Origin of the sequence: Desulfitobacterium sp. LBE (assembly GCF_007830365.1) — a bacterium.
GTDB classification, from domain to species: domain Bacteria; phylum Bacillota; class Desulfitobacteriia; order Desulfitobacteriales; family Desulfitobacteriaceae; genus Desulfitobacterium; species Desulfitobacterium hafniense.
The window spans coordinates 4,911,884-4,934,225 of the sequence record NZ_VLKD01000001.1 but is presented as its reverse complement, the minus strand read 5'-3'; the positions used below and the strand labels follow the sequence as shown (position 1 = coordinate 4,934,225).

Here is a 22,342-nt window from a genome sequence, read left to right as displayed (position 1 = left end):
TCCTTTTATTGCTCTCTCACATCTGAAATTTTATAGTCGTAACCGTGAAGTCCCTTATAATACTCTGGATACATTTCTCCCCCACATTTTTCACAACTAAACTGTGGAGGAACCGTTGGGTCACCATCATCCATAGCATCAAATTCCCTGACCACCTTCAATGCAATCTCCTCTTGTCCATTACACTGCAAACAAATGTAGTTGACTGAATTCTCCACACTTTGAGGCTTCTTCTTTTTGCTTGGTTTGCGTTTTTTGGATACCGGCGAAATGATCGATCATCCTTTCCAGGCATGCTCTGCTTGTCTCACATCTCGCATGCTTAATTTCTAAGTGTCCGGCTTTTAGGCACACTTCTCCCTTGTATTCATAATAACACTGACAATGGGGACATACCATGGGGTCTTTTCCTGTTTGTTCCTTGAGCCGTTGCTCCCATTTCCTGCGTGCTATTGTCTTTTTAACTTTTACAATCCATTTCCTCACTTCTTTCTGCCATGCGGACACTAGTGTTTTACATTGTGATTTAATCCGACGAGCATAGACTCCATAATAACGAATGGTTTTGAACTGTTCATCCGGTATGTGCACGATTAATCGCGTGATAAACTCTTCCACTGTGAGCTTTTCTCGTTTCTCTTGCCCCTCATTTTTATCATGATACTTAAACGTTACATACTCACCGTCATATTCTTCAATCCGATGCAGGGCTATTGCCGGCCGACGAATATAACGCCCTATATATCCTAGTTGCACCTTGACATTCCCTCTTTGTTTCGGGGCATAGACATAGAAACCTTCTCCATTGGCTGAATAGGCTTTCTGTAGCAATTGCTGGACTTTCTTCTTTTCCTCCTCGTTTAAGTGGCTTCGAATGAGTTTTAAGACCACCGTTTGCCATTGCTTTCTTAGCAAGGGAAATGGAATGTAGTCATAGCTTTTCCATTCTCCATCTTTCTTCATTCCACCCATGGTCACGAGCATATGGACATGGGGATTGAAGTTCATTCGGGATCCAAAGGTATGCAGTCCGGCTATGACACCCGGGGTCAATTTGCACTTCTTCTTAAACCACTCTTGAACTATCCTGACCGCCTCATCCATTAAGGGTTTTAGCAAGTGTCGGTGTTTTTGAAAGATCACTCTTAGCCCTTCATCGATTGTGAAGATGACATGTCGATGATTAACCTGCATGACGTCTTCAGCCATCATTCGGCTCCACTCCTCTGTTTCTCCACTGCTACACGTTGTGCAAAATCTCCCCTTACAACGGTACGGTACTATTCGTATGTCATGGCAGCCTTCACACACTAAGAGCTTAAATCCATTTTTAGGGTTACCACAGTTACGGAACTTCTCGACCTCTTTTACCACAATCGGTCTTATTCGTGTCCCGTATTTCTCTACAAATCTATCCCAATGGTTATTCTCATCGAAGAATATCCGTCTCAATATGTTTGTTTCCATAACTCCATTTTACCAAATACTCTAGTAAAGGGGGATCCCCAAAAAACTTATACTTTCTGATACGTTAAAGAAAACCCGGCTTCGCCGTGCCTTAAACGCATACTTACGAAGGAGGCGAAGTCGCTGGTTGCCCTTATGCTTAGAAAGTATAGTGCGCAAGCTTATACTTTCTGATAGTGCAAGGCTAAGCTGTACCCCCAAACTTATCTACCGGTTCTTTAATGCCAAAGGACCTGTCCGAAATAGGTACGCGCGTACCTATTTCGGACAGGTCCTGCCTTTTCTGCCAGTCATTGGGGTCCCTCTCTGCTCATATGATGTGAAAGAAGGAAAAGAAAGGAGCGGTGTAGCCATGAATTCTACTGTCCCGGAACGCACCTCCCTGATCATTGCCGTGGAAATCAACAGCATCAAGGACCAGACGGAAAAATTAGTGCTGCATAATTTTATTGAGATCGGCAGGCGTCTGCATGAGGCCAAGGCCTTGCTCCCTCATGGGGAGTGGCTGCAGTGGCTGGAGGAATCGGTGGACTTTTCCCCTAACAGAGCCGCCAAGCTGATGCGCCTCTATGATGCTTACGGTCTCCCTCACTCCTCCCTGCTTAACTCCGCCGCACAGGATCAGGCGCTGTCCAAGTTAAGCTATACCCAGGCCCTGATCCTGCTGGGCGTCCCGGAAGAAGAACGGACTCAGCTCCTCCTCGATCTGGATATCGAAAACATGAGCACCCGGGAGCTGAAGAAGGCCGTGGACAAACAAAAACAAATCCAACAGGAAAAAGAACAGGCCGAGCAGGAAAATACGGCCCTCCGGCAAGCTCTGGACGGAGTCAAGGAGGAAAACACCGAGCTGGCCAAGGAGCGGGACAGCCTGAAGCAGGAAGCGGTGGATCTGCGCAAGACTCAGCAGGCCTTGCAGGAGAACATAGAGAAAGCCGCACTTCAGAATAAAAAGCTCAAAGAAAACATGAATTATAAGAGCTATCAAAGGGTGCGCAACGACCTGGCCGCCGCCCAAGCCAAGCTGTTCACCAGCCAGGTCGCCTTCAAATATGAAGCTCTGGAAAGAGCCTTCAAGGAACTGTCCTATGAGCTGGATCTGCTGGCCAATCTTGATGCTCAGGTCCATGCCGGATATATGAGCAAGCTGAATGACTTTTTGCTCAAAGCCATGCGGGGGAGAATGCAGGGCTGAGGTTCAGCCCTGTGAGCCCTTTTTTCACGTTGGTTTCACAACTGCCGAATAGGGACAATCTTCCCTGTTCTTTGTCCAGCGCTCTGGTCTATTTTGGTGGTACAAATTCCAACAAATCGCCAATTTCACAATTCAGCACCGTACATATCCGGGCCAGCACGTCAATATCCAATCTGCTGATGCTGTTATTGCAGTAATTATTGATCTGGGAACGCTGCATTTCCGCTCTGTGGCTCAATTTGTTTTTGCTGATACCCTCTTTTTCAATCAGTTCATTCAGCTTTATTCTTATTGTTCCGTATTCCATCGGAAGCCCTCCTTTACCCATTAAACATCCACACTATTGACATCTATAGTATGTCCTAAGTAGAATTGATAAATAAGATATAATAAGTCTTGTTAGACTACTTACACATACCATGTGAAAAGGAGAGAACCCTATGGATACTGCAAAAGCCAAAAGAGCGTTGAAAAAACTTGCCAAGCAAAAAGGAATCAGCAAAAAAGAAATATACCGTGAAATGGAAATTGCCATAGCGGAAGCTATGACAAATCCCGAGCCACAAGCACAGGCATTTTGGAAATCTATCCCCCATAGGAGAGGGCAACCAACGCCGGAGGACATCATTGCCTACATCGCGGATAGGGTAAAAGAGTAAGAACGAAAGTAGGGAGCAGAGAGCAGGGGCAAGGTCAATTTTCCGATTCCCAGCTCCGCATTGTGCGAATAGCTGTCTTTTTTCCTGATAAAAATACTTCCCTTTCCACCCAGACCGCATTGACGCTGATCATTTCCAGCTGCATCGTATCCCGGACAGCAAGGATAACCGAGTAGCGGAACAATTCTTCTGTAAGCTGCTTCAAGGCCTCCGTCCTATTGGCTATAAAGGCTAAATAACGTGCCGCAGTTTCACTCTTTTCTTCCTCCTCCAATAACTCCCAACAGTTCTATTCGTGACAAGGTAAGAGACTACACCGGACAGTTTCCCTTTGCCAAGATTGCCGATATCGACGGTTATGTCGCCCAGACCTTCGGCCACTCTCCGTTCCGTCGGAAGCGTCTCTGCCAGGGGATTTCTTGGGGCGCTGTTCATGACCCTATGGGTTACACTGCTGCTGATGAAGCTGCTGATTGCCAAGGATCGGCCTGCCATCGCCGTTATGAAGGCATTATGATTTACAAGCCGCGACATCATCGTCCAGCTCTTCGCTCGCTTTCTGCTCGTTCTCCTTACAGGGATTCTGGCGGGCATAGCTCTCACCTATACTCTGAGAGAAGCGCTGACCGGCGCAGTGCTGGCCTCCTTTGGGGTGCCCCCGTTCCAATTTGTCACCCATCCCCCACAACAGACAGGCTGTATACTCCCTCTTATGGGAGCATACAGCCTGTTGCGTTGTCAGCAGCCCGTTTCATGGCCCGCCAGTAAACCAAATTAAGGTAGATTAAACACCCGCGGTGAAAGGCTCCTGGAAATCCTCAATCGGCAGTTTCAATCCCTCATAGGTAAGCTAACAACAAGCCGCATTTATAAATGGCTCTACCTTGGATGGCTTGTTTCAATCCCTTATAGGTAAGCTAACAACATGGAGCTACAGCGGAACAAGCACAAGTTATTTTAAGTTTCAATCCCTTATAGGTAAGCTAACAACAAGCGAGGTGATACTATGCCAAATCTAACGATTATCAGTGTTTCAATACCTTATAGGTAAGCTAACAACAAATAGAACGGGAACGTATCCGGCTGTGAGCGACGTGTTTCAATCCCTTATAGGTAAGCTAACAACGGCCGTTATTAGCTTTGGCAGGTTTTCCTTATTAAGTTTCAATCCCTTATAGGTAAGCTAACAACGGAAGCGTTTCGGGAGGGAATCTGGGACGTAGTTAATGTTTCAATCCCTTATAGGTAAGCTAACAACTCAAGAAGCTGAGATAATGATAGAGGACGGCGAAGAAAGTTTCAATCCCTTATAGGTAAGCTAATAACTCCGCTTTGGCCGTAGCGGAGTTCAGGATCCTTGGTGTTTCAATCCCTTATAGGTAAGCTAATAACCACTCCATAGCCCCCACAGCCACAGCGGCGACATGGGTGTTTCAATCCCTTATAGGTAAGCTAATAACTTTTATCGGCTCCGCGCTCCTCGCGAAGTTTGGCGGGTTTCAATCCCTTATAGGTAAGCTAATAACCTGGGGCTTATCATCCTCATGCCTGGGCCATTCGAGGTTTCAATCCCTTATAGGTAAGCTAATAACCCGGGTGGAGCCATATTCCGGATGTTGATGCAGCCCTGTTTCAATCCCTTATAGGTAAGCTAATAACGGCTGCCGGCGGATCCGCAGAGCAGTATGTTTTGTGGGTTTCAATCCCTTATAGGTAAGCTAATAACAGGCTATTTTTAAGTGAGGTGAAACCAAAAATAGAGTTTCAATCCCTTATAGGTAAGCTAATAACTAAAGTCCAATGGAGTTTTTTATTGTATCAATGATAGGTTTCAATCCCTTATAGGTAAGCTAATAACCCATTTTACCCGCATAAAATCAACAGCTACAGCTCCCTTGAGCCGTCTCAAAAATTTCATTATTCTCTGCAGACCGCTTACTAAGCTACATTCCTTGTCGTCGATCTCCAGGAATTTTTACCTTACTGTACATCGACGACAATTTCATATGATTAAATTCTGGCCTCCTTTTCGCAAACCCATGATCTCCCGCTCAGAATAGCGGGTCGTCCTCAGTGTATAAATAATAACCGAATCTTCTTCAGGCACTATAATCCTGTCCAGTTCCATCTTCAGCTTTGCCAGATTGCTTTCCGAAATCTCTCCCTCAAAGACAGAATTCTGCACCCAGTTCAGGTACTTTCTGCACCGTTTCAGTGCTTTGGCTACCCGCTTTTCCCCCATATCATAGACTAAGATCACAAACATAATTATACCTCATCTTCCCAATTTTCTCTCCCCCAAATTTATTATCTAGCCCTTTCAAAAACCGCTGCATACCCTCTTTTCGATAGTGTGCTCTCAACGCTTCACCACTGGCTGACAAAAGGCTCGTAATCTTTCTCACCCATGAGATGCTTTTCCAGCTTGTACAGCTCAAGACGGAGCAAGCGCCGATAAGACACCGGGGTGCCTATATCCCGGTGGTTGATGGTGGTTTTCAAACGGTTTTCCAGCTCCTCAACAAAAACCCTCCGTCCGTTCTCCTTCAGCATCAAGCCCCCAGACTCCTTTTTAAAATCACTCTTTTTGATCATCTTTTTCCCAATCAGAGTAAAAATCACCCGATCCACCAAAATCGGTTTGAAGATTTCCGCCACATCCAAATTCAAACTAAACCGGCGAAAATTAGTGGTATGAAGATAGCCGATGCGCGGGTCCAGATGGGTTTTATAAATTTCACTCAACACTGTGGAGTAGACAATGGAATTGCCAAAGCTGATCAAGGTATTCATTGCATTTTTAGGAGGCCGCTTTGAGCGCCCCTCGAACACAAATTCCGGGTGGCCATGAATTGCGTCAAAGGCCTTATAATAATGTTCCCTGATATTCCCTTCAAAAGCCATCAGTTCAGGAATCGTGCCGGCAGCTCCTATACCTTCACTCAGTTTTTCTATTTCCGTTAACCGGGGTCCCACCTCCTTGCCCCGATTGGCATAATATTTGAGAACCTGCCTGATATTTAAAAAAGCACCGTTCACAAATTGCCGCGCCAGCAACAGCCTTCTTTCCTCATTCAGGTAAGTTTCAGCCTGCTTCAGTATCATATACCCTGAATTATAGTGTTCCCTGGGATAAAAGGTGCCGCTATAATAACCATAATTATTAAAGTAATGAATGATAATCTCCTTTTGCGTGCAGAACTCCAGGAATCGTTTATTAATATCCACCTCCCCAAAGACCATCAACTCGGAGGTATCTTCCACAGGGATGTATTTTTGATCCCCCTCCTCATTGACGAAGAAAATCGTATCATCCTTCCGCCGGAGCTGACCATTGGAGAAGATATATAAGGTTTTTTTCACAAGTCCACCTCCATTTTCGTCAAGCCAGGTGCGCTAACTCAAGCCTTGGCAGCACACTATGCACACGCACTAAGCCCAACAAAATTCCTTATAGGCACAATTTCTGCAGAAATGAATCTTTTGGGGCTGGGGAGGCCTTTCCAGAAGGGCGATCCCTCTGATCTTTTCCATGGTTTCCAGCAGTTCCTTCTCCATGTCTTCTGTCAGAGCCACCTCTTCTTTCTTGCGCTCTTTGGGAAAAAACAGTTCCCCTTTGGCTTCGATGCCCCGCTCTTTCAGCTCCAAAAGATAAAATCCCAATTGCATCCGGGCACTTTTGGCGTATTTGGAGCTTTTCTTGACTTCTCCAATGACCAAGCCCTCTTTATCCTGACGCACGATATCCAGCCGGATATTGCCCAAGGAGATCTCCTTGTTTTTGTCTCTGGCATAACTCATTTCATGGATGAACCGTCCCAAATCCAGATTAGGGTCGTCCTCATCCGGATTGACCTGGCGGAGCATCAGCCAGACCTCCCTGGGACAGCAATAATAATACCAGATATGGGTCCCGGTAAGATTAAACTCCAGATGCTCCATAAACTCTCTCCCTCCCCACTGCTTAAATTATGGCGTCAAACCCTTCCACAGCTCTTTTGGCCAGACCTGCCACCGGATCATAATCATTCCCGCTCCACAAGCAAGGTATCCTGTTCTTTAGATAGAGTTCTTTGCCCACCAAGGAAAAAGCCAGCTTAGCCGGAACATTGACCACATAATGATTCATCAGGATCATAAATTCTTTTCTGCCCTTGAAGGACAGGCGGGAATAATAATCCCTGTCTTCGTAGCAAGCGTAAATATCTTCCGCCCCATAAAGTCCCAACCGCTCCTGCAGCTCGACAAACCGCTGGGGAAAATAGGCTTGATCCTCTTCTTCGGTCTGCCAGGGAACAAACACCGGCAATTTAAAGTAATCCTCCCCAAAGGGTTTGAACTGTTGTCCCAGCAAGGGCCAATTCCCTTCATAGGCATCAATAATCGCCTGCTTGCCCGTCTCGTAAGAGTTGCGGGCGAACATCCTCCTATAATACTCCTTGATCAGCTCCAACAGCTCCGACTCCAGCCATACATCCTGCTTCTGCAAAAGTTCATCAGTGAGCTTCTGCAGGGCAGAGGGGTAAATGAAGCCGCGGGTATTTTTCTCTCCTCCCCTTAAAAAGCTCATCAGAGTCAAAATCCCCCGCCTCCCGGAACCATTGCGGTTGACCCGTCCTGCTGCCTGAATAAGGGAAGGAAGGATAGGCAAGGCCCGCATGATATGATCAAAGCTGAGATCAACCCCCGCTTCGATAATCTGTGTGGAGACCACATACTGAGGTTCTCCCTTATTTTTCGCCTGAAAGTGCTTGATTTTCTCGATTTCCACCCGTTTATGGAGCGGAATCATCATGCCGTGCAGGAGCTTCAGCTGAGACGGCTTTACCTTGGCGGCCAATTGTTTATAGACCAGATAGGCATCGGCAATGGTGTTGAGAATGGCTGCCTGAGATAGGCCCCTTTCATCCGCTGCCAAGAGTTCGCTTCCCTTCAGCAGGTAGTCGGCCACTCCCTGTTCATCCATCTCCCCTTTCTGCTCCACCTGGTAGCGTTCAATTTGCTGTACAGGGTTTACAGCCAGGCAACCCGGCTGTTCCGACAAGCCGTAATCAAAAGGAGGCATAGTAGCGGACAAAAAGAAAATGCGCAGATTATATAATTGGGCGACGGACTCCAAACCGCACAGAAAAACATTCCAGCTTTCAGGGGCAAAGATCTGGGGTTCATCAATAATCACCACGCTATTGTGGAGATAAGCCCGCCGCAGAGTGTCCTGAGCCTTGCCCGGAAACAGGGCTTTGGACCACTGCTGAAAGCTGGTGCAAATCACAGGATTGGCCCAGGCCTCCATGATCAGTTGACCGGAATGAAACTGTTCTTCCTCTTCCCGGTCTTCACCCTTCGGCTTTTCTTCCAGCACAGCCAAGGAGTGATGCTCCAGGACAGAGACACCCATAGCCTTTTCTATCACACCGCTGGTCTGCTCCAGGATGGACAGGTAAGGGGCTACATAGATGATTTTTTCATAGCCTTGTTCCCGTCCCAGCCAGGCGGCGATTTTCAGAGCCGTGATGGTCTTGCCGTAGCCGGTGGGCATCTCCAGGGTATAGATTCTGCGCCGGGGGTCCCTTGCCAGCTGGTTGAGAATCTGCCTTTGCGCCTGGCTGCGGATGTCTGCCATGACCTGCTCCCCATTATTCCGGCAGAATTCATCCAGTGCCCGGTCATGCCGGATGTGATCCTCCTGACTAAATCCGACCCTTTCCATAGGGGCAACGTGAAACCGATCCCCGGCAATCAGGGCTGTGGTTAATTCCCGCCAAAAAGTCAATTGAGCCATTGCCTTGCCGTAATCGGGGGAATATCCTGAATTCAAACCATCGTATGCCTCTTGGAGCACATCATAAAGCCGGTCGATCCATTGGTCCAAAGCCTCAGCCGTTATGGGGACCTGGCGAAGCTCAGGATAGATTTGTTCTATGAACTTGGTGATACCGGACAAATCCATCTTTTCCCAAGTCCCTGCTCCTATCCGATGCTTCTCATCGAGATGCTTCAACGCCCCATGGTGATCGGCTATATCCCGGGTCAGCCATAGCCAGAAAACAGCATATGAGGGCCATTTACTTTCCTGTTGCAGCAGATGAAAACCCAAATACGAAAAAAGAAAAGCACCTTCTGGAGCATGGTTCGGCCCCCCCTTGTCCTGTCCCCGGATGTAACTCTGCCACCTTCTATGGGCCTTGGCCATATCATGGCAAACCCCGGCCAATCCGGCCAAGCGGATGAATATACGGTCATGGCAGTAGGGGCAGCATTCGCTTTTCAGCCGTTGTTCCACTGCCTCCTTAACCCCGAGCAAATGGTCCTTCAACAGATGTGTTCTGCCCTGCTCATCGGGCCGGGCAATACATTGAGCAAAGGGAATCAATCGGGACATCTTCAAGCCTCCTTGAACTGAGCAGGTTTATTGTCCTGCTCCCGGATCTTTCACCGCCGTATGGTATCACAGGGATTATATAAAAACATCTCTCTATTTAGGCATTTCGACCATAAATTGTAAAATCCTTTAATATTTTTATCTTTTAATATCTTCTTTTGAGGCGAATCCCAAAAGCTATCGGCACTATTTAATGTTGAACCGAGCCTTGCCGGGTTAGGACTTCTCTCCAAATAGGAAAAAGCACCCGCAAACGAGTGCTCGTATGTAAATACTTTATTCTGTAACAGAAAAGGTTTGCAGGGAGGTCGGCTTTTCCTCCGGAAGGAGATGATACCATGGAAGTATACGAGGCTTTAGCACTAATGATCTCTTTTGGAACATTAGTCGCCTTATTACTTACCTCCGATAAACGGAAATAGACCGCTCATCCTGCAAAAGTGATGCGGTCTATCCGTGTTAACTTAAAGCCGTCCGCCCTTTAAGCGGCTGTTGCAGGGAACCATGTTAGCGCATGGCTCTTCTTTGATTTTATTATATACCACATCTTGAAAGAGAATATGACTATTTATAGTTTCGATCAGTTTATTTTATATTGTCAAGTCCAGAAGCCATTTCGGAAATGCCTGCGCAAGTGGAGCAAGGCTTGTTTGTAAAAATTTGTACCAATGTTTCGCCTCCATCCCTGGGCAAACAACTGGCAGCAGCAAGATGGGCTTTCTTTAACCAAGGTGGCATTTGATTAACCGCTCTTTGCGGCTTTTAGAAGCTGCTAACAACTGTAATTTCTATCAGGTCTGTTAAGTGATCGTTTTAATTCCTTATAGGTAAGCTAACAACGAGCACCACATGTAAACATCTCGTCGGCTACAACTCACTTCGTTTCGTTTTCAGGGGGGAATCCCCCCTGGCCCCAGCAGGAATTTGTAATACAAAAAGAAAAGCCAGCCGCGGAGCTGCCAGCTGGGTATGTATTACATTGCTAATTTTGATTCCAAAATTTCTATTCTCTTGCGAAGTTCATTCAACTCGGTTTTATCATCCCTCAATTCCTGAATAGCTCTCCATGTCATATCCACTTTTTCACTAATCGCCTGAGTTTCAGATTTTAAAGAACCTATCTCAGATTTTAAAGAACCTATCTCAGCTTTTAAGCCCCTATCCATTGCCGTTAATCTGTCTAAAATCAAATCTAATTTATCATCCATGCCTTATCCCTCCTAATTTTTATGTTACCACAAGGATATATGTAATACAATGCCAGGAGCTGCAGCCAGCGAAATGTATTACATATATTCTTTAAACTCTGCTCACAGGCCTTAAGGGAATTATCAAGGGTCTTAAAACTTTTTTCAAGATAACGAACATCAAACAAAGCCCTACCAAGTTCATATTTCAATTCCTTATAGGTAAGCTAACAACTGTATTCAGCCTCCAAAGATTCTGTGTCCTTTTTAGGTTTCAATTCCTTATAGGTAAACTAACAACTTTACCTCCTGGGCAGCATGGAAGCGCAAGGTTTTTGGTTTCAATCCCTTATAGGTAAGCTAACAACTAAACCTCGCAATTAGTACACTCTCCACCATTGCGGTTTCAATCCCTTATAGGTAGGCTAATCACATCCGAGTAATAGCAGATGAATTAGGTATACATATGTTCAATCCCTCATAGGTAAGCTAACAACGCAGCGTCTTGTTCGAAAACTTAATCTATTAGACGGTTTCAATTCCTCATAGGTAAGCTAACAACCGGCCTGGCATCGCTCCGGAGCAATTGTATTACAAGCGTTTCAATCCCTCATAGGTAAGCTAACAACAGATTCAGAGCAAGTAAGTCAAATCATGGGTTAAGTTTCAATCCCTCATAGGTAAGCTAACAACGAATTAAGAGCCGCGGAAAAAGCTTACTCCATACCATGTTTCAATCCCTCATAGGTAAGCTAACAACTGTTTTTTGGCTTTGCGATTCATACGGGCGATTTTGGTTTCAATCCCTCATAGGTAAGCTAACAACACTTTGCAAAGACCCAAGGAGAGTATGCGAATCAGGTTTCAATCCCTCATAGGTAAGCTAACAACCATGGACCGCGCCACGTTATAAAAGTCCTTATAGTCCCTGTTTCAATCCCTCATAGGTAAGCTAACAACTTCAAGATTATCTTAATGAGATGAAAAAACTTGACAGGTTTCAATCCCTCATAGGTAAGCTAACAACGCTACCCGATGAGGACCGCGAGTGGAGCCTTGAGGGGTTTCAATCCCTCATAGGTAAGCTAACAACGAAGAGAGTATCGAGGACGCGCCGGTCGATGAAATGTTTCAATCCCTCATAGGTAAGCTAACAACCGTACGCCTCTGCGTTGGCACCGGTCGGATCCTGGCGTTTCAATCCCTCATAGGTAAGCTAACAACGGAGGCCGTTATCCTGCTCAGGCCCACACAATCTAGTTTCAATCCCTCATAGGTAAGCTAACAACATTTGCGTCATTCATCAACTCCTGCCCAGATACCGAGTTTCAATCCCTCATAGGTAAGCTAACAACTCAACCATACAAGAGATAAGGTCATCGGCAGAATTGAGTTTCAATCCCTCATAGGTAAGCTAACAACGGAATCCTTCCAAGCCTGAGGCTTGACGGAGCGACTGTTTCAATCCCTCATAGGTAAGCTAACAACCTTTGACAGGGATCGCCCATTCGCTATTATCCGCGGTTTCAATCCCTCATAGGTAAGCTAACAACAAAGAGAAATTCTTCGTCCTGCTCAACCTTGAGTTTGTTTCAATCCCTCATAGGTAAGCTAACAACTGCCCCAAAGTTACTCATACTCTTAGATGAATCTTGTTTCAATCCCTCATAGGTAAGCTAACAACGACGCCCTTCAGGGTGCCACTTAGTACCTTTTGGTAGAGTTTCAATCCCTCATAGGTAAGCTAACAACCACCAATGGCGGGGTCATTTACACTAAGCTCACCGAGTTTCAATCCCTCATAGGTAAGCTAACAACCCATTTTACCCGCATACAATCAGCATTTATGGCTTAACAAGTTCAGCCCAGAGAATCCGCGTTTTCCCCCACAAGCTGCTTGTTAAGCCATAGTCCTTGTCGTCGGTCTCCAGGCATTTTTACCTTACTACACACCGACGACAATTTCATATAGCAAAATAATCTCCGCCCATTAAGCCAAGGCCATTAAACAAGACATACCAAGTCCTCTCCGAACTGCGCCACTCTGAGATCCAAAGGCGAATCCAGGCCATCACTTTTAGGGATAAACGCAATAGGCTTCCCGTCTTTCTCATAAAGGAAATCCACTGATTTCTCAAAGGTCCGCTGCCCTTTATACTCATACAAATACCCACCTGCCCGGCAATAATAGCGATCCGCCTTGAGAACGATCTCCCGGATAAGAGCCGTAGGTACAACTGTCCTCATCTCAATTTCCTTTCCCTCCGCCACCGGATAGGATACTTCCGGGTAGACCCTATAGAGTATCGGCTTAGTCAGGGCATAGGCAGTACCTAAATAAGTAGTATACACCGCCCTTTCCCCAGTGAGAAAATCCAGCAACTGCTCCGTATACTCTTCCCCGGTGTAATAAATGCGATAGCCGGGATTGACTAACAATTCAATAGTGGTGGGACGGTTAAAGGTGCTTCCCGGATCTTTCCCCAGCATGGACATCTGCTGAGCTACGGTTCGCACCGGACGCAGCAGCTCAATACCCACCTGGTCGGTGGTCACAAAATCCTCAATCCCCAGAATCGCCCCCACCAGCCCTTTGGCCGCTGTAGGTGTAATAAAGGGATAGGTCAGCTGGGTTGCCGTGGTGTCGGGGCGGCGGAAATGACCTACAGTGCCCAGGACATCAAATGCCAATCCTTTCATAACCTTCTCCTTTTAGTATAGTGTTGTTCTTCATAAGCGCAGCTTACCATAAAGGCTGCAGCCAGGGGGCGATATCTCCGCTGATGGTCACTCCCGGATGAGCCCAAATCCGGCATTGGGCTATCTTATCCTGCTTTTCTGCGACAGCTGCTAAAAGCCGGGTCAAATCGAAGGAAATATCCTGGAGAGATGAAGGCAGCTTTCCAGCAGCTTTCCAGGCCGTGGTATCGGGAGACATGGTGATCAGATCTTCCAGATAACCGATCCGGTAAAAGGGATCGCTATATTCAATATGGATCAATATCAGGGGCTGCTGCTGTCCTCTTCCCCGGGCCTGGCGGTGCTGAGTGCCCTGCCACAGCGCCCGGAGCAGCAATTCCTGATCCTCAGCAGTCATTCCCGAATGCTCCGCCGCCTTGGCGTTGATCACCGCCGGCATGGCAAACACGGCAAAGGGCACTGTATAGCTGGTCCAGATAGTCCCCTGAGTCTTTCCCTCTCCGTCAGCGGTGGAATCCATACTGGGCATGACCACCGTTCCTTGCACATATTGGGTGTCCACAGGGTGAAGGGAGTGGGCCCACCCAAATTGAACCGGTCCGGTAAGGTTGAACTTAGGCTTCACCGAGTAGACGATACCGAAGGTGCGCACATCAAAGCAATGTTCAATCAGGACACTCTTCATGTCTTCCTTGGCCTTTTTCTCTTTGCCCACGCTTTTGGCAATTCCTTCCGCCAAACTGCCCCGGCCAAGGAGCTTCCCTTTGTCATTCACCTTTTCCTGGACAAAGATGTGGTTTTTCTGGTCCTTACCGCCGTCCTGCTCCAGAGCAATCACAAAATCCCGCACATCTCTTTTAATGCTCACATCGCTTAAAGAGATACGCCCGTCCTCTTCGGGAAACAGCCGCCTGGCGTCACTGTCATTCAAAGGGTCCCGGTTGGGTATCCCATCCTTCACCGACTTGACAAACAAAATCTCGCCGCTATTCATTATCTCTGCCTCCATCCTCTTCCTTAACTTCAGGATCACTTCCAGTTCCACCATCGTTGTTCTTATCCGATTTATAGAGCAAATAGCCCGACCAAAAAGCGGTCATAAAGGTATCCTTTTCCGGAATCAATTCCTGCTCCTTTTCCAAAAACCCCAGCAGAGTTTGAGCCAGCATAGGACGGAAATTGCTCCCCAGCTTCATGGACCATTGCTGGGCCAGCTCTTCGCAGCGCAGCAAGCCATTTTTCCAGATCATTGCCGGCGTCAATTTGCTGCCGAATTTCATCACCCGCTGTTTGAGAAAATCCTTACCCGTCTTTTGGTAATACGAGTTGGAAAACTGCTTCAGCAATAAACCGGCAGCAAAGCCCAATTGCTCTGCCTTGACCAGATGACTCAGCTCCAGCTTCCCCTGGGCATACAACGCTTTGAATTCATCCCAATCCGCCAAAGTTCCCACTCCCCCTTGCTTGTGCAAAATCTTCTCTTCATATTCCTTTAAAAAATATAGAAAGCTATAATGGAACACCAGCTCCTGGAGCATTTGCCCCCGGTCTTCCCTATTGGCCGATTCATTGAGCTTCCGGGCGGTGGCCATGTGCAGCCGCTCCAATCTGAGGGGTTCCTTGTGAAAAACACTCCGCAAACTCTCCCACACATAGCCTGGACCATACACATTGGCCAGCAGCGCCGGAAGGTTCTGAGTACGATAGACAGGTTGTTCCCTCACTCCAAAGACCTCCTGGATTTTGCCTGTTTCCCGCGCGCTTAGCCGATACAGTATTTTTTCCACCTGACCGGCCACACTGGGGATCACGTCTTCGATCATGGCACGAATATGCATATTGCCACGGGACAAATCACCGGAATAATAGAGGATGGTCAAGCGATGCTCATCTCCCATTTCCGGAACGATCCTGTCGATGCCTGCCAGCACTTTAAGCTGCAGATCGCCGTCGCTTTGCTTCTCGTCGCGCTTTTTCAGCAGCCTTTGATACTTGGCAAAAAGTTGCCGGGAGTCACCGTCCATCAGAGGCAGAACCAAAGGAATGCCGTAAATAGATTCAAAGCTTTCCATGCTCATTGTCTTCTTCGCTTCCACACTGGTGATAGGCGCAAACATCTCTTTAAGAACAGCACTGGAAATAGGCACCTGGATTTCTTTGAGGAATTGCACTCCGTATAAATAGGCGGCATAGCTTTCCTCGTCCACTTTAATACCTTTGGTCCATTCGTCATCATTCCAATAGATGGAACGGGGGGATTCCCAGGTGGGAGACAGCCAAAGCCAGGATTTGTTGTAGATGGAGACCACCTCATCCGTCTTGCGATTGGTGAAGGTAGACAGGGCATCCCTCTCTTTCCCCAACTCAGCAGCCTCGTAAAACTTGGCCCGGCCAATTCTTCTCAGGACCTCTTCCCCGTCTAAATGGAGATGGGCTCCGGGAGTCAGCGGGCTTTCGGCAATCCACAAAGACTGTTCATTCCCTCTCTTTTCCTGATATCTATGAAACATCGGCAGCTCTTGGTCGAAGATCATCATGACTCCCAGCTGCTTGTCCTCAGTGATCAGTTCAGCCCCCCGAGCAGCTAATAATTCAGCAATCCGGTCGGCCAAAGCAACTCTCTTTGCCTCTGTTCTATCCCGATAGCCTAAAGTTTTGCCCAGGCGGGGAAGAAGAAACTCTTTTTTAAAGGCCTCTTCATCCTTCATGGCTTTAATATGAGGGTCGTACACCAGATAACACGGGAGAGGATAAATGCCTTGGGCATGGAGGGGGTTGCCCCCATTGGGATAGAAAATAGGAAAAGCCACATTTCTTATAGGATTAACTTGGAAGGTTTCTTTCTTTTCCTTGGTCTCCCTATCCCCTACCTCCATCAGCTGAAAGCCGATATCCTTCTCCGTGATCTCAAGCAGGAAGACATGGCGGAAAAAATTCTTGCAATTTTCACTGCTTACATCGGTCAACAGCCGGATTTTGTCCCGGCAAGGCATGTCGCTGTCTTTGATCGGACGGCCGATGCGGATGATGGCTTCGGCTAGCATTGGATCACCTTCTTGTAGTTTTCTTCAACCGTTCTAATATTTGAACATCTACTGAGAAATACAGAAAACAAGGACAGGTTTTTACCTATCCTTGTTTTCATTCGACTAAATAATACCAATTCCTGCATATACTTCTATTTATTTTTGCCAAAAAATTAAGTTCTCTTTTCTCCCAAGAGCTGATTTATCTGTCGCACCAGCTCGGGAAGGCTTTCCCTGATAGTACCCCATAAAACCCCCAAGTCGACATTTTCATAATCATGAACAATTTTATTGCGCATACCTCGAATACTTTTCCAAGCAATCTCAGGATTTAATTCTTGTGTCTCGGCGCTGATATCTTTTGCCAGCTCCCCAATTTGTCCGATGCAAAAGGCACAAGCAGCTATTGTTTTACGATCACCCACAAACTGTTTATAGTCCATATTATCGACATACCCGATTATCTCCTGGACATAATTCATAATCTTATGAAGAATGATTCTATCTTTATCGGTCATAGAGCAAAACTCCCTGCTGCCTAATCTCGTGGTCGATGGGTGAACCAGGCCTTATTTCGGAAATTTCAAAGAGATCTATTTTGCGCCCTAACGTCTGAGTAATATCCTCCAGCACCCCATAAAATTTGATATTTAACAATTCTCCCCGGCTGTCAATTACAATATCCACATCACTGCTGTCGGTAGCCTTATTTTGAGCAAAAGAACCGAAGAGTATCGCCTGGTAAATAGGGGCAGCCTCAAATATAGGGAAAAGTTTATCTTTTATTTCTGCCACGTCCATTGACATCGTGATCATCCTCCGTTATGAAACTATCACTATCGACCTCAATATCCATTGTATGGAAACAGTATATCATAGCCTGCTTTTATTCTCCATATTTAATCCCTTAATATAGAATTTCCCGGCAATGTTGCCACACCTGACACCATTGAAAAATTTATCTGTGATGCTGATTATCAACTCGGTAGATGCTTGTCAAGGGGCGGCGTCAGCCGAGACGAAGTCCTTGCCCTTGATTGGCTAACATGGCCAAGACTTATGCCTCAGAACAGTTTAAAGACCGTTCTTCTGCCACCCGGCGGGGGCGGGGTTTCAGGGGCTGACCCCTGAGAGAGCAGCTTGGAGTATTTACCTAAGATGAAAAAAGAAGCAATCTTGCGATTCTGAGAGAATCGCTAACTCTGGAGTGTCCGTTTTATCGAGAAAAGGTCACTTATAGGTAAGTTAATCACGGTATTACAACTATTCAGAATGGCTTGGAATCCATGGTTTCAATCCCTCATAGGTAAGCTAACAACGTTTTCCCTTTGGGTGGGGAATACTCTCCAACATCCGAGTTTCAATCCCTTATAGGTAATCTAACAACACGGGGATTAAGCAATCCTATCTTAGCGAGATAATAACGTTTCAATTCCTCATAGGTAGGCTAATCACATCCGAGTAATAGCAGATGAATTAGGTATACATATGTTTCAATCCCTCATAGGTAAGCTAACAACTCGTATTTAATTTTTGCTATGTTCAAAACATCTAAGTTTCAATCCCTCATAGGTAAGCTAACAACCCGTTTTGCTAACCTAAGCCCATCTCCAGCAGCAGGGGTTTCAATCCCTCATAGGTAAGCTAACAACACAAAATACTGCTCCCGGTAACCGGTGATTGTTTTCCGTTTCAATCCCTCATAGGTAAGCTAACAACTAGCATACTTTACGCGGAAACTGTGTTCTCTGCTCTAGTTTCAATCCCTCATAGGTAAGCTAACAACTAAACCCGGTCACCTGAGAAGCTTGACCTAAGTTTCGTTTCAATCCCTCATAGGTAAGCTAACAACGTTTGAGACCATCACAGGGGAGCCGTACGAGACTGAGGTTTCAATCCCTCATAGGTAAGCTAACAACCCATTTCACCAGCATTAAATAAGCCATTACAGCCATTGACCAAAGTTAACCAAATCAGCACTTCTCTTCTTAGCCCGCTTATTTAGCCATATTCTTTGTCGTCGATCCCCGGGCATTTTTACCTCACTGCACATCGACGACAAGAGCTACGATTAAAACTTAGCCTTTTATCCTCCCCCTAATCTAGTGGTAGAAGTAATAAACCGGCTAGTTTGTCTAAAACGAAATCAGCCCTATCTCTCATGCTAATATTAGCATAAGAAGAGATTAAATTAAAATCAAAATTCCGGGATTGTTGAAAAAGGTAACCGCTTTAATACCAAACTCCAGTATCACTTTACCATGAAAAGGTCTGTCCGAAATAGGTACGCGCGTACCTATTTCGGACAGACCCAACGGCGATGTTTACTATCCATTGATAATCTCCACACACCCGAATCCCTGGCTGTTCTTACTTCCTATTCCTCCATCGACGGCCAATTGAAGCAGCTCTTTCGGCCCCGATAAAAACAGCTTACCGGCATACCCTTTAATTACCGTGTTTTTATAGTTGACGATCCTCATCCTTTGTATTCCCAGCGGTCGGATTTCCACTTCCCCTTCCGGTCCTTCTGATCCATAGAGAGCCCGGTATTTCTTGCGCAAATTTTCATTGAATAAACGGCTATAATCTGTTTCCCCCGGTTGAAAGTAGACCGTATATTTCCTGCCATCCGGTCTGAGCAGCGTACTGTACAGCACCACCGGGGAAAGGGTTCTCACCATAACCTTATTTTCTCTCACCTTATACTGACCGGCACTTATTCTATCGATCTCCAGCTCCTGGGCCCCTAAGCGCATAACCCCTTTTGTAAGCAGCACATTGACCAGGGACTGACAAAAATCCTGCAACGGAGAGGATACCGTCAACTTCAGCTCTCCTTCAAAAGCAATCCTTTTATTCACCCTATCCATTTGATACACACCCTGGATTAAAGAAAAACAAAACAGCTTAAAGGCGCGGTTTCCGTCGCTATAGCCCTTCTCATGCAAAAAAGCCGCCAGCTCCTGATCAATGGAATTATACAACGCTGCCTGAACCAAATAATTATAGTGAATAGGCAATACAACCGGTTCCCTCAAAGGTTTAAAATAAATCTCTAAATTCATTTTCTGCCACTCCCCATCCTTCCTCGGTATGGCCTGAATTAACAACCACGTTTCAATTCCTCATAGGCAGGCTAACAACATAACGTCATAAAGACCGCGCCGACAACGACCACGATGTTTCAATCCCTCATAGGCAGACTAAAGACCCAGAGCATCCTTACCTTACTCCATACCGACGGTAAATTCACATAATTAAACCTAACCCATCCCCTTCTAAAATCAGCCCGTCCCCTACCCTTCCTGATAATGTTAGCATATGGAACACTAAAATCAAAGACAGCAATCCTTTAAGCCTTTCTTCTCAACTATTCCAACTATCCCGAATCAGACAGGACAGGACCTTGATTCTTTTCAGCCGTCTTCCTCCCGGCTTTGGCCGTATGACTATACGGTTTTGTGAACTATACGGTATACTATGAAGCCGCCATAGAATCAATATCCGGAGGTATCTGTCCGAAAGCAGTACGCCCCTACTAATTTCGGACAGACCTGTGTTATAAAGCCACTCCATACCTTTAAGACAGTTGCTTCCGCTCCCTTGAACCGCCCTGCCTCCGTCTATTTTATTACCCTATACCAGCAGGCCGGACACCATTCTAGCTGCAACCCCACTTACCCTTAAGTGAGCTAACCTTTCAATTGACACATATAGAGAACATGTTCAGATAGAGGACTGTTCTCTGCAACATGGGGGTGTTTAAATTCCATAACCTTTTTCATACCAAGCTTCTTCATCACATTTTCCGATGGAAGATTAACTTTCGCCGTGAAACTATAGACTTTATCCAATCCCAGAGTATTAAATCCATAGTCCAAACATGCTTTTGCCCCTTCAGTAGCATAGCCATTTCCCCATGCCGCATAGTTAAGCCGCCATCCTATTTCCACACAAGGAGTAAAGGCCGCCTCAAATGTTGCTCTATGAAAGCCTATAAACCCGATAAACTCATGATTGTCTTTGGCTTCCACAGCATAAAGTCCATATCCCAAACTGAGTTCATCGCGAATCTTCTCATAGAGTGAATCGGTTTCCTGCTCTGTAAGGGTTTCGGGGAAATATCTCATCACCCTTGAATCCTTATTCATCATTCTGAATTCCCTTAGATCCTGTTCCTTCCAGTCACGAAAAATTAACCTTGGCGTCTCAAAATAAATCATTACCTGCTCCCCCTAAACATAATCGCCCATCGGGCATTGAGTTTGCATCATTCTCATAGCCCAGCCCTAAATGGCATTAAGCACTGAACAAAATCATCCAGTGCTTATTCCAAGCATTCCACCATCTTTCGTTTGAGCTGTGGCAACTCATTTCGCACCACATTCCTATAATGTTTAAACTAATGCCCATGTAATCATGGATCACACATCACGAAGTCCGGCCATTTGCCTCTATGGAATTTCAGGCGTTTGTTCCTTAAGCCCTTGGGAAACCCGCTTTGCCGCTTCACCAATAATTTCAAGATTCCGAATCACCGCATCCTGGATAATTCCTGATGTCATGAATTCCTCTTTTCCTGAGTTCGTATATGTTTCAATCTTTACAATGCTCTCCAGAATACTGTGAAGATAGACCTTGTCATCTTTCATATAGGCCTGGCCTCCTGGAGAATCTTATCTTTTAACGTCCAATGAACAGAATCGGGAGTGACCACATCTATCTTTCTGCCCAGGATTTCTTCAAGATCATATTTAAGGGAGATTAAATCAAATAAAGAACAATCCTCGCCGCACTCAACCAAAAAGTCTATATCGCTTTCCGTCTTTTCTTCCCCTCTCAGTACAGAACCAAATAGCCTCACATTAAAAAACTTGTATTGAGCTGCTGTGGACAGAATTTGGTCACGTTTAGCCATAATCTCATTAATCGCCGGCATAGCTTCACCCCCCAAGCCTATTTTACCGTATTTTTCCACAATTATAAAGCCTCCATCAAACCTTCCCCGCCGCCCGCCAAGCCTGCTGATCCTCTGATGAAATCAGACTTAAGCCAATTAATCAAAGGAGATGGTTTCATGGGAAAAATCCCTGAATTTGATTTTAATTTTATAGTAGCTGAACTGGAGCGGATTCAAAACAATCTTTAGACCTCTTTTCTGGGAGGTCTATTTTTTCAGGAAGAAGGCTCCTTTAAAAAAACTGGTGCGAGGGACGGCCGGCACAAACATGTCCAAGAAACCTGTCCCCAAACACGACAACGTTGTCGCATTTGGGGACAAACCCGGTTCCCGGCATTTTACTAATCAGAGCCAAGATTTCCTTATTCACACTCACAGCCTTCATCCGGAATGACCATGAGTTTCCCCTCAGGAAACGGCTCCCCATCCATGTATTCCTTCTCACCCTCCTGCTGTGCTCTAAGCAGGATATCCATGGCATCGGCGACTTGAGCCGCCAGTTGAAAATACATCTTTTTATAGTCCGTCATTGTCGTCTATACCCCCTATTTCAAGCAGCGGCAAGGCTCCGGGTCCTGACCCGGTCCTGCCGTCTGCTTTGATAGGGGAAATTAAAAAGCACATGCGAGGTTTTTTTACCCTACACATGTGCCATGCTTCGTTATCTGCTGAATCCTAAACACCTAACCCCACTCAACCGGAAACAAACCGGCTGTGAACAGAAAAGCGGTCCGCATAACCGTATGCGAACAATTCCTTTCCG

At 46.1% G+C, this 22,342-nt stretch carries 23 protein-coding genes and 3 CRISPR repeat arrays; of the genes, 2 read left to right on the top strand and 21 right to left on the bottom strand.

Annotated elements, in window-relative coordinates; all coding sequences use genetic code 11:
- Window positions 1–5: 5 nt before the first annotated feature.
- Together DESLBE_RS23240 and DESLBE_RS23235 are read right to left on the bottom strand one after the other, a co-directional pair.
- A complete protein-coding gene (locus DESLBE_RS23240; protein WP_018214534.1) occupies window positions 6–161 on the bottom strand; it encodes a hypothetical protein in 156 nt (51 codons plus the stop codon).
- A 19-nt stretch (window positions 162–180) separates the two neighbouring features.
- Complete coding sequence (locus DESLBE_RS23235) at window positions 181–1,467, bottom strand: transposase (RefSeq protein WP_080632402.1); 1,287 nt, start codon at window positions 1,465–1,467, stop codon at window positions 181–183.
- A 352-nt stretch (window positions 1,468–1,819) separates the two neighbouring features.
- On the opposite strand from DESLBE_RS23235, the gene DESLBE_RS23230 reads away from it, so the two are divergent.
- A complete protein-coding gene (locus tag DESLBE_RS23230; protein ID WP_243131371.1) occupies window positions 1,820–2,662 on the top strand; it encodes a DUF3102 domain-containing protein in 843 nt (280 codons plus the stop codon).
- 88 nt (window positions 2,663–2,750) lie between these two features.
- Here DESLBE_RS23230 and DESLBE_RS23225 read toward each other — a convergent pair whose 3' ends face one another.
- Complete coding sequence (locus DESLBE_RS23225; RefSeq protein WP_035214020.1) at window positions 2,751–2,969, bottom strand: helix-turn-helix transcriptional regulator; 219 nt, start codon at window positions 2,967–2,969, stop codon at window positions 2,751–2,753.
- Between the two features lie 133 nt (window positions 2,970–3,102).
- On the opposite strand from DESLBE_RS23225, the gene DESLBE_RS23220 reads away from it, so the two are divergent.
- A complete protein-coding gene (locus DESLBE_RS23220) occupies window positions 3,103–3,321 on the top strand; it encodes a hypothetical protein (RefSeq protein ID WP_144678350.1) in 219 nt (72 codons plus the stop codon).
- Between the two features lie 34 nt (window positions 3,322–3,355).
- Here the strand turns inward: DESLBE_RS23220 and DESLBE_RS27190 are convergent, their stop codons facing one another.
- From DESLBE_RS27190 to DESLBE_RS26720, 18 genes are all read right to left on the bottom strand, one after another.
- A complete protein-coding gene (locus tag DESLBE_RS27190; protein WP_243131370.1) occupies window positions 3,356–3,526 on the bottom strand; it encodes a hypothetical protein in 171 nt (56 codons plus the stop codon).
- 26 nt (window positions 3,527–3,552) lie between these two features.
- On the bottom strand, window positions 3,553–3,855 hold the full coding sequence (locus DESLBE_RS26840) for a hypothetical protein (protein WP_207706459.1): 303 nt from the start codon (window positions 3,853–3,855) through the stop codon (window positions 3,553–3,555).
- Window positions 3,833–4,000, bottom strand: a complete 168-nt coding sequence (locus DESLBE_RS26725; RefSeq protein WP_172625489.1) for a hypothetical protein — start codon at window positions 3,998–4,000, stop codon at window positions 3,833–3,835. Before DESLBE_RS26725 ends, DESLBE_RS26840 begins: the two co-directional genes overlap by 23 nt.
- Before the next feature lie 149 nt (window positions 4,001–4,149).
- Window positions 4,150–5,179: direct repeats of the CRISPR family, unit length 30 nt; unit sequence GTTTCAATCCCTTATAGGTAAGCTAATAAC.
- Window positions 5,180–5,323: 144 nt separating this feature from the next.
- Window positions 5,324–5,587, bottom strand: coding sequence for a CRISPR-associated endonuclease Cas2 (gene cas2, locus DESLBE_RS23205; RefSeq protein WP_005817554.1), 264 nt, complete (start codon window positions 5,585–5,587; stop codon window positions 5,324–5,326).
- A gap of 101 nt (window positions 5,588–5,688) precedes the next feature.
- Window positions 5,689–6,684 carry a type I-B CRISPR-associated endonuclease Cas1b gene (cas1b, locus tag DESLBE_RS23200; protein WP_144678349.1) on the bottom strand — a complete coding sequence of 332 codons (996 nt, stop codon included), beginning with the start codon at window positions 6,682–6,684 and terminating at the stop codon, window positions 5,689–5,691.
- 69 nt (window positions 6,685–6,753) lie between these two features.
- A complete protein-coding gene (cas4, locus tag DESLBE_RS23195; RefSeq protein WP_018212759.1) occupies window positions 6,754–7,263 on the bottom strand; it encodes a CRISPR-associated protein Cas4 in 510 nt (169 codons plus the stop codon).
- Window positions 7,264–7,285: 22 nt separating this feature from the next.
- Window positions 7,286–9,703: a CRISPR-associated helicase Cas3' gene (gene cas3, locus DESLBE_RS23190; protein WP_144678348.1), complete on the bottom strand. Its 2,418-nt coding sequence runs from the start codon at window positions 9,701–9,703 to the stop codon at window positions 7,286–7,288.
- A gap of 974 nt (window positions 9,704–10,677) precedes the next feature.
- Complete coding sequence (locus DESLBE_RS23185; RefSeq protein ID WP_018212757.1) at window positions 10,678–10,911, bottom strand: hypothetical protein; 234 nt, start codon at window positions 10,909–10,911, stop codon at window positions 10,678–10,680.
- A 184-nt stretch (window positions 10,912–11,095) separates the two neighbouring features.
- Window positions 11,096–12,708: direct repeats of the CRISPR family, unit length 30 nt; unit sequence GTTTCAATCCCTCATAGGTAAGCTAACAAC.
- 186 nt (window positions 12,709–12,894) lie between these two features.
- Complete coding sequence (gene cas5, locus DESLBE_RS23180; protein WP_018212753.1) at window positions 12,895–13,590, bottom strand: CRISPR-associated protein Cas5; 696 nt, start codon at window positions 13,588–13,590, stop codon at window positions 12,895–12,897.
- A gap of 43 nt (window positions 13,591–13,633) precedes the next feature.
- The gene (locus DESLBE_RS23175; RefSeq protein WP_144678347.1) at window positions 13,634–14,584 is read right to left on the bottom strand and encodes a type I CRISPR-associated protein Cas7; all 951 of its coding nucleotides are present in this window, start codon (window positions 14,582–14,584) and stop codon (window positions 13,634–13,636) included.
- Window positions 14,577–16,634 (bottom strand): hypothetical protein, encoded by a 2,058-nt coding sequence (locus tag DESLBE_RS23170; RefSeq protein ID WP_144678346.1) that lies wholly within the window; start codon window positions 16,632–16,634, stop codon window positions 14,577–14,579. Before DESLBE_RS23170 ends, DESLBE_RS23175 begins: the two co-directional genes overlap by 8 nt.
- Window positions 16,635–16,789: 155 nt before the next feature.
- A complete protein-coding gene (locus DESLBE_RS23165; RefSeq protein WP_144678345.1) occupies window positions 16,790–17,134 on the bottom strand; it encodes a HepT-like ribonuclease domain-containing protein in 345 nt (114 codons plus the stop codon).
- Window positions 17,124–17,423, bottom strand: a complete 300-nt coding sequence (locus DESLBE_RS23160; RefSeq protein WP_172625488.1) for a nucleotidyltransferase domain-containing protein — start codon at window positions 17,421–17,423, stop codon at window positions 17,124–17,126. The genes DESLBE_RS23165 and DESLBE_RS23160 overlap by 11 nt, the downstream gene beginning before the upstream one ends.
- A 482-nt stretch (window positions 17,424–17,905) precedes the next feature.
- Window positions 17,906–18,535: direct repeats of the CRISPR family, unit length 30 nt; unit sequence GTTTCAATCCCTCATAGGTAAGCTAACAAC.
- A gap of 408 nt (window positions 18,536–18,943) precedes the next feature.
- On the bottom strand, window positions 18,944–19,684 hold the full coding sequence (cas6, locus tag DESLBE_RS23155) for a CRISPR-associated endoribonuclease Cas6 (protein WP_035249505.1): 741 nt from the start codon (window positions 19,682–19,684) through the stop codon (window positions 18,944–18,946).
- A gap of 627 nt (window positions 19,685–20,311) precedes the next feature.
- Complete coding sequence (locus tag DESLBE_RS23150; RefSeq protein WP_144678343.1) at window positions 20,312–20,842, bottom strand: GNAT family N-acetyltransferase; 531 nt, start codon at window positions 20,840–20,842, stop codon at window positions 20,312–20,314.
- 231 nt (window positions 20,843–21,073) lie between these two features.
- Window positions 21,074–21,271 (bottom strand): HepT-like ribonuclease domain-containing protein, encoded by a 198-nt coding sequence (locus DESLBE_RS23145; protein WP_051085549.1) that lies wholly within the window; start codon window positions 21,269–21,271, stop codon window positions 21,074–21,076.
- The gene (locus DESLBE_RS23140) at window positions 21,268–21,558 is read right to left on the bottom strand and encodes a nucleotidyltransferase family protein (protein ID WP_072772872.1); all 291 of its coding nucleotides are present in this window, start codon (window positions 21,556–21,558) and stop codon (window positions 21,268–21,270) included. Before DESLBE_RS23140 ends, DESLBE_RS23145 begins: the two co-directional genes overlap by 4 nt.
- Window positions 21,559–21,941: 383 nt before the next feature.
- Window positions 21,942–22,109 carry a hypothetical protein gene (locus DESLBE_RS26720; RefSeq protein ID WP_172625487.1) on the bottom strand — a complete coding sequence of 56 codons (168 nt, stop codon included), beginning with the start codon at window positions 22,107–22,109 and terminating at the stop codon, window positions 21,942–21,944.
- Window positions 22,110–22,342: the final 233 nt, after the last annotated feature.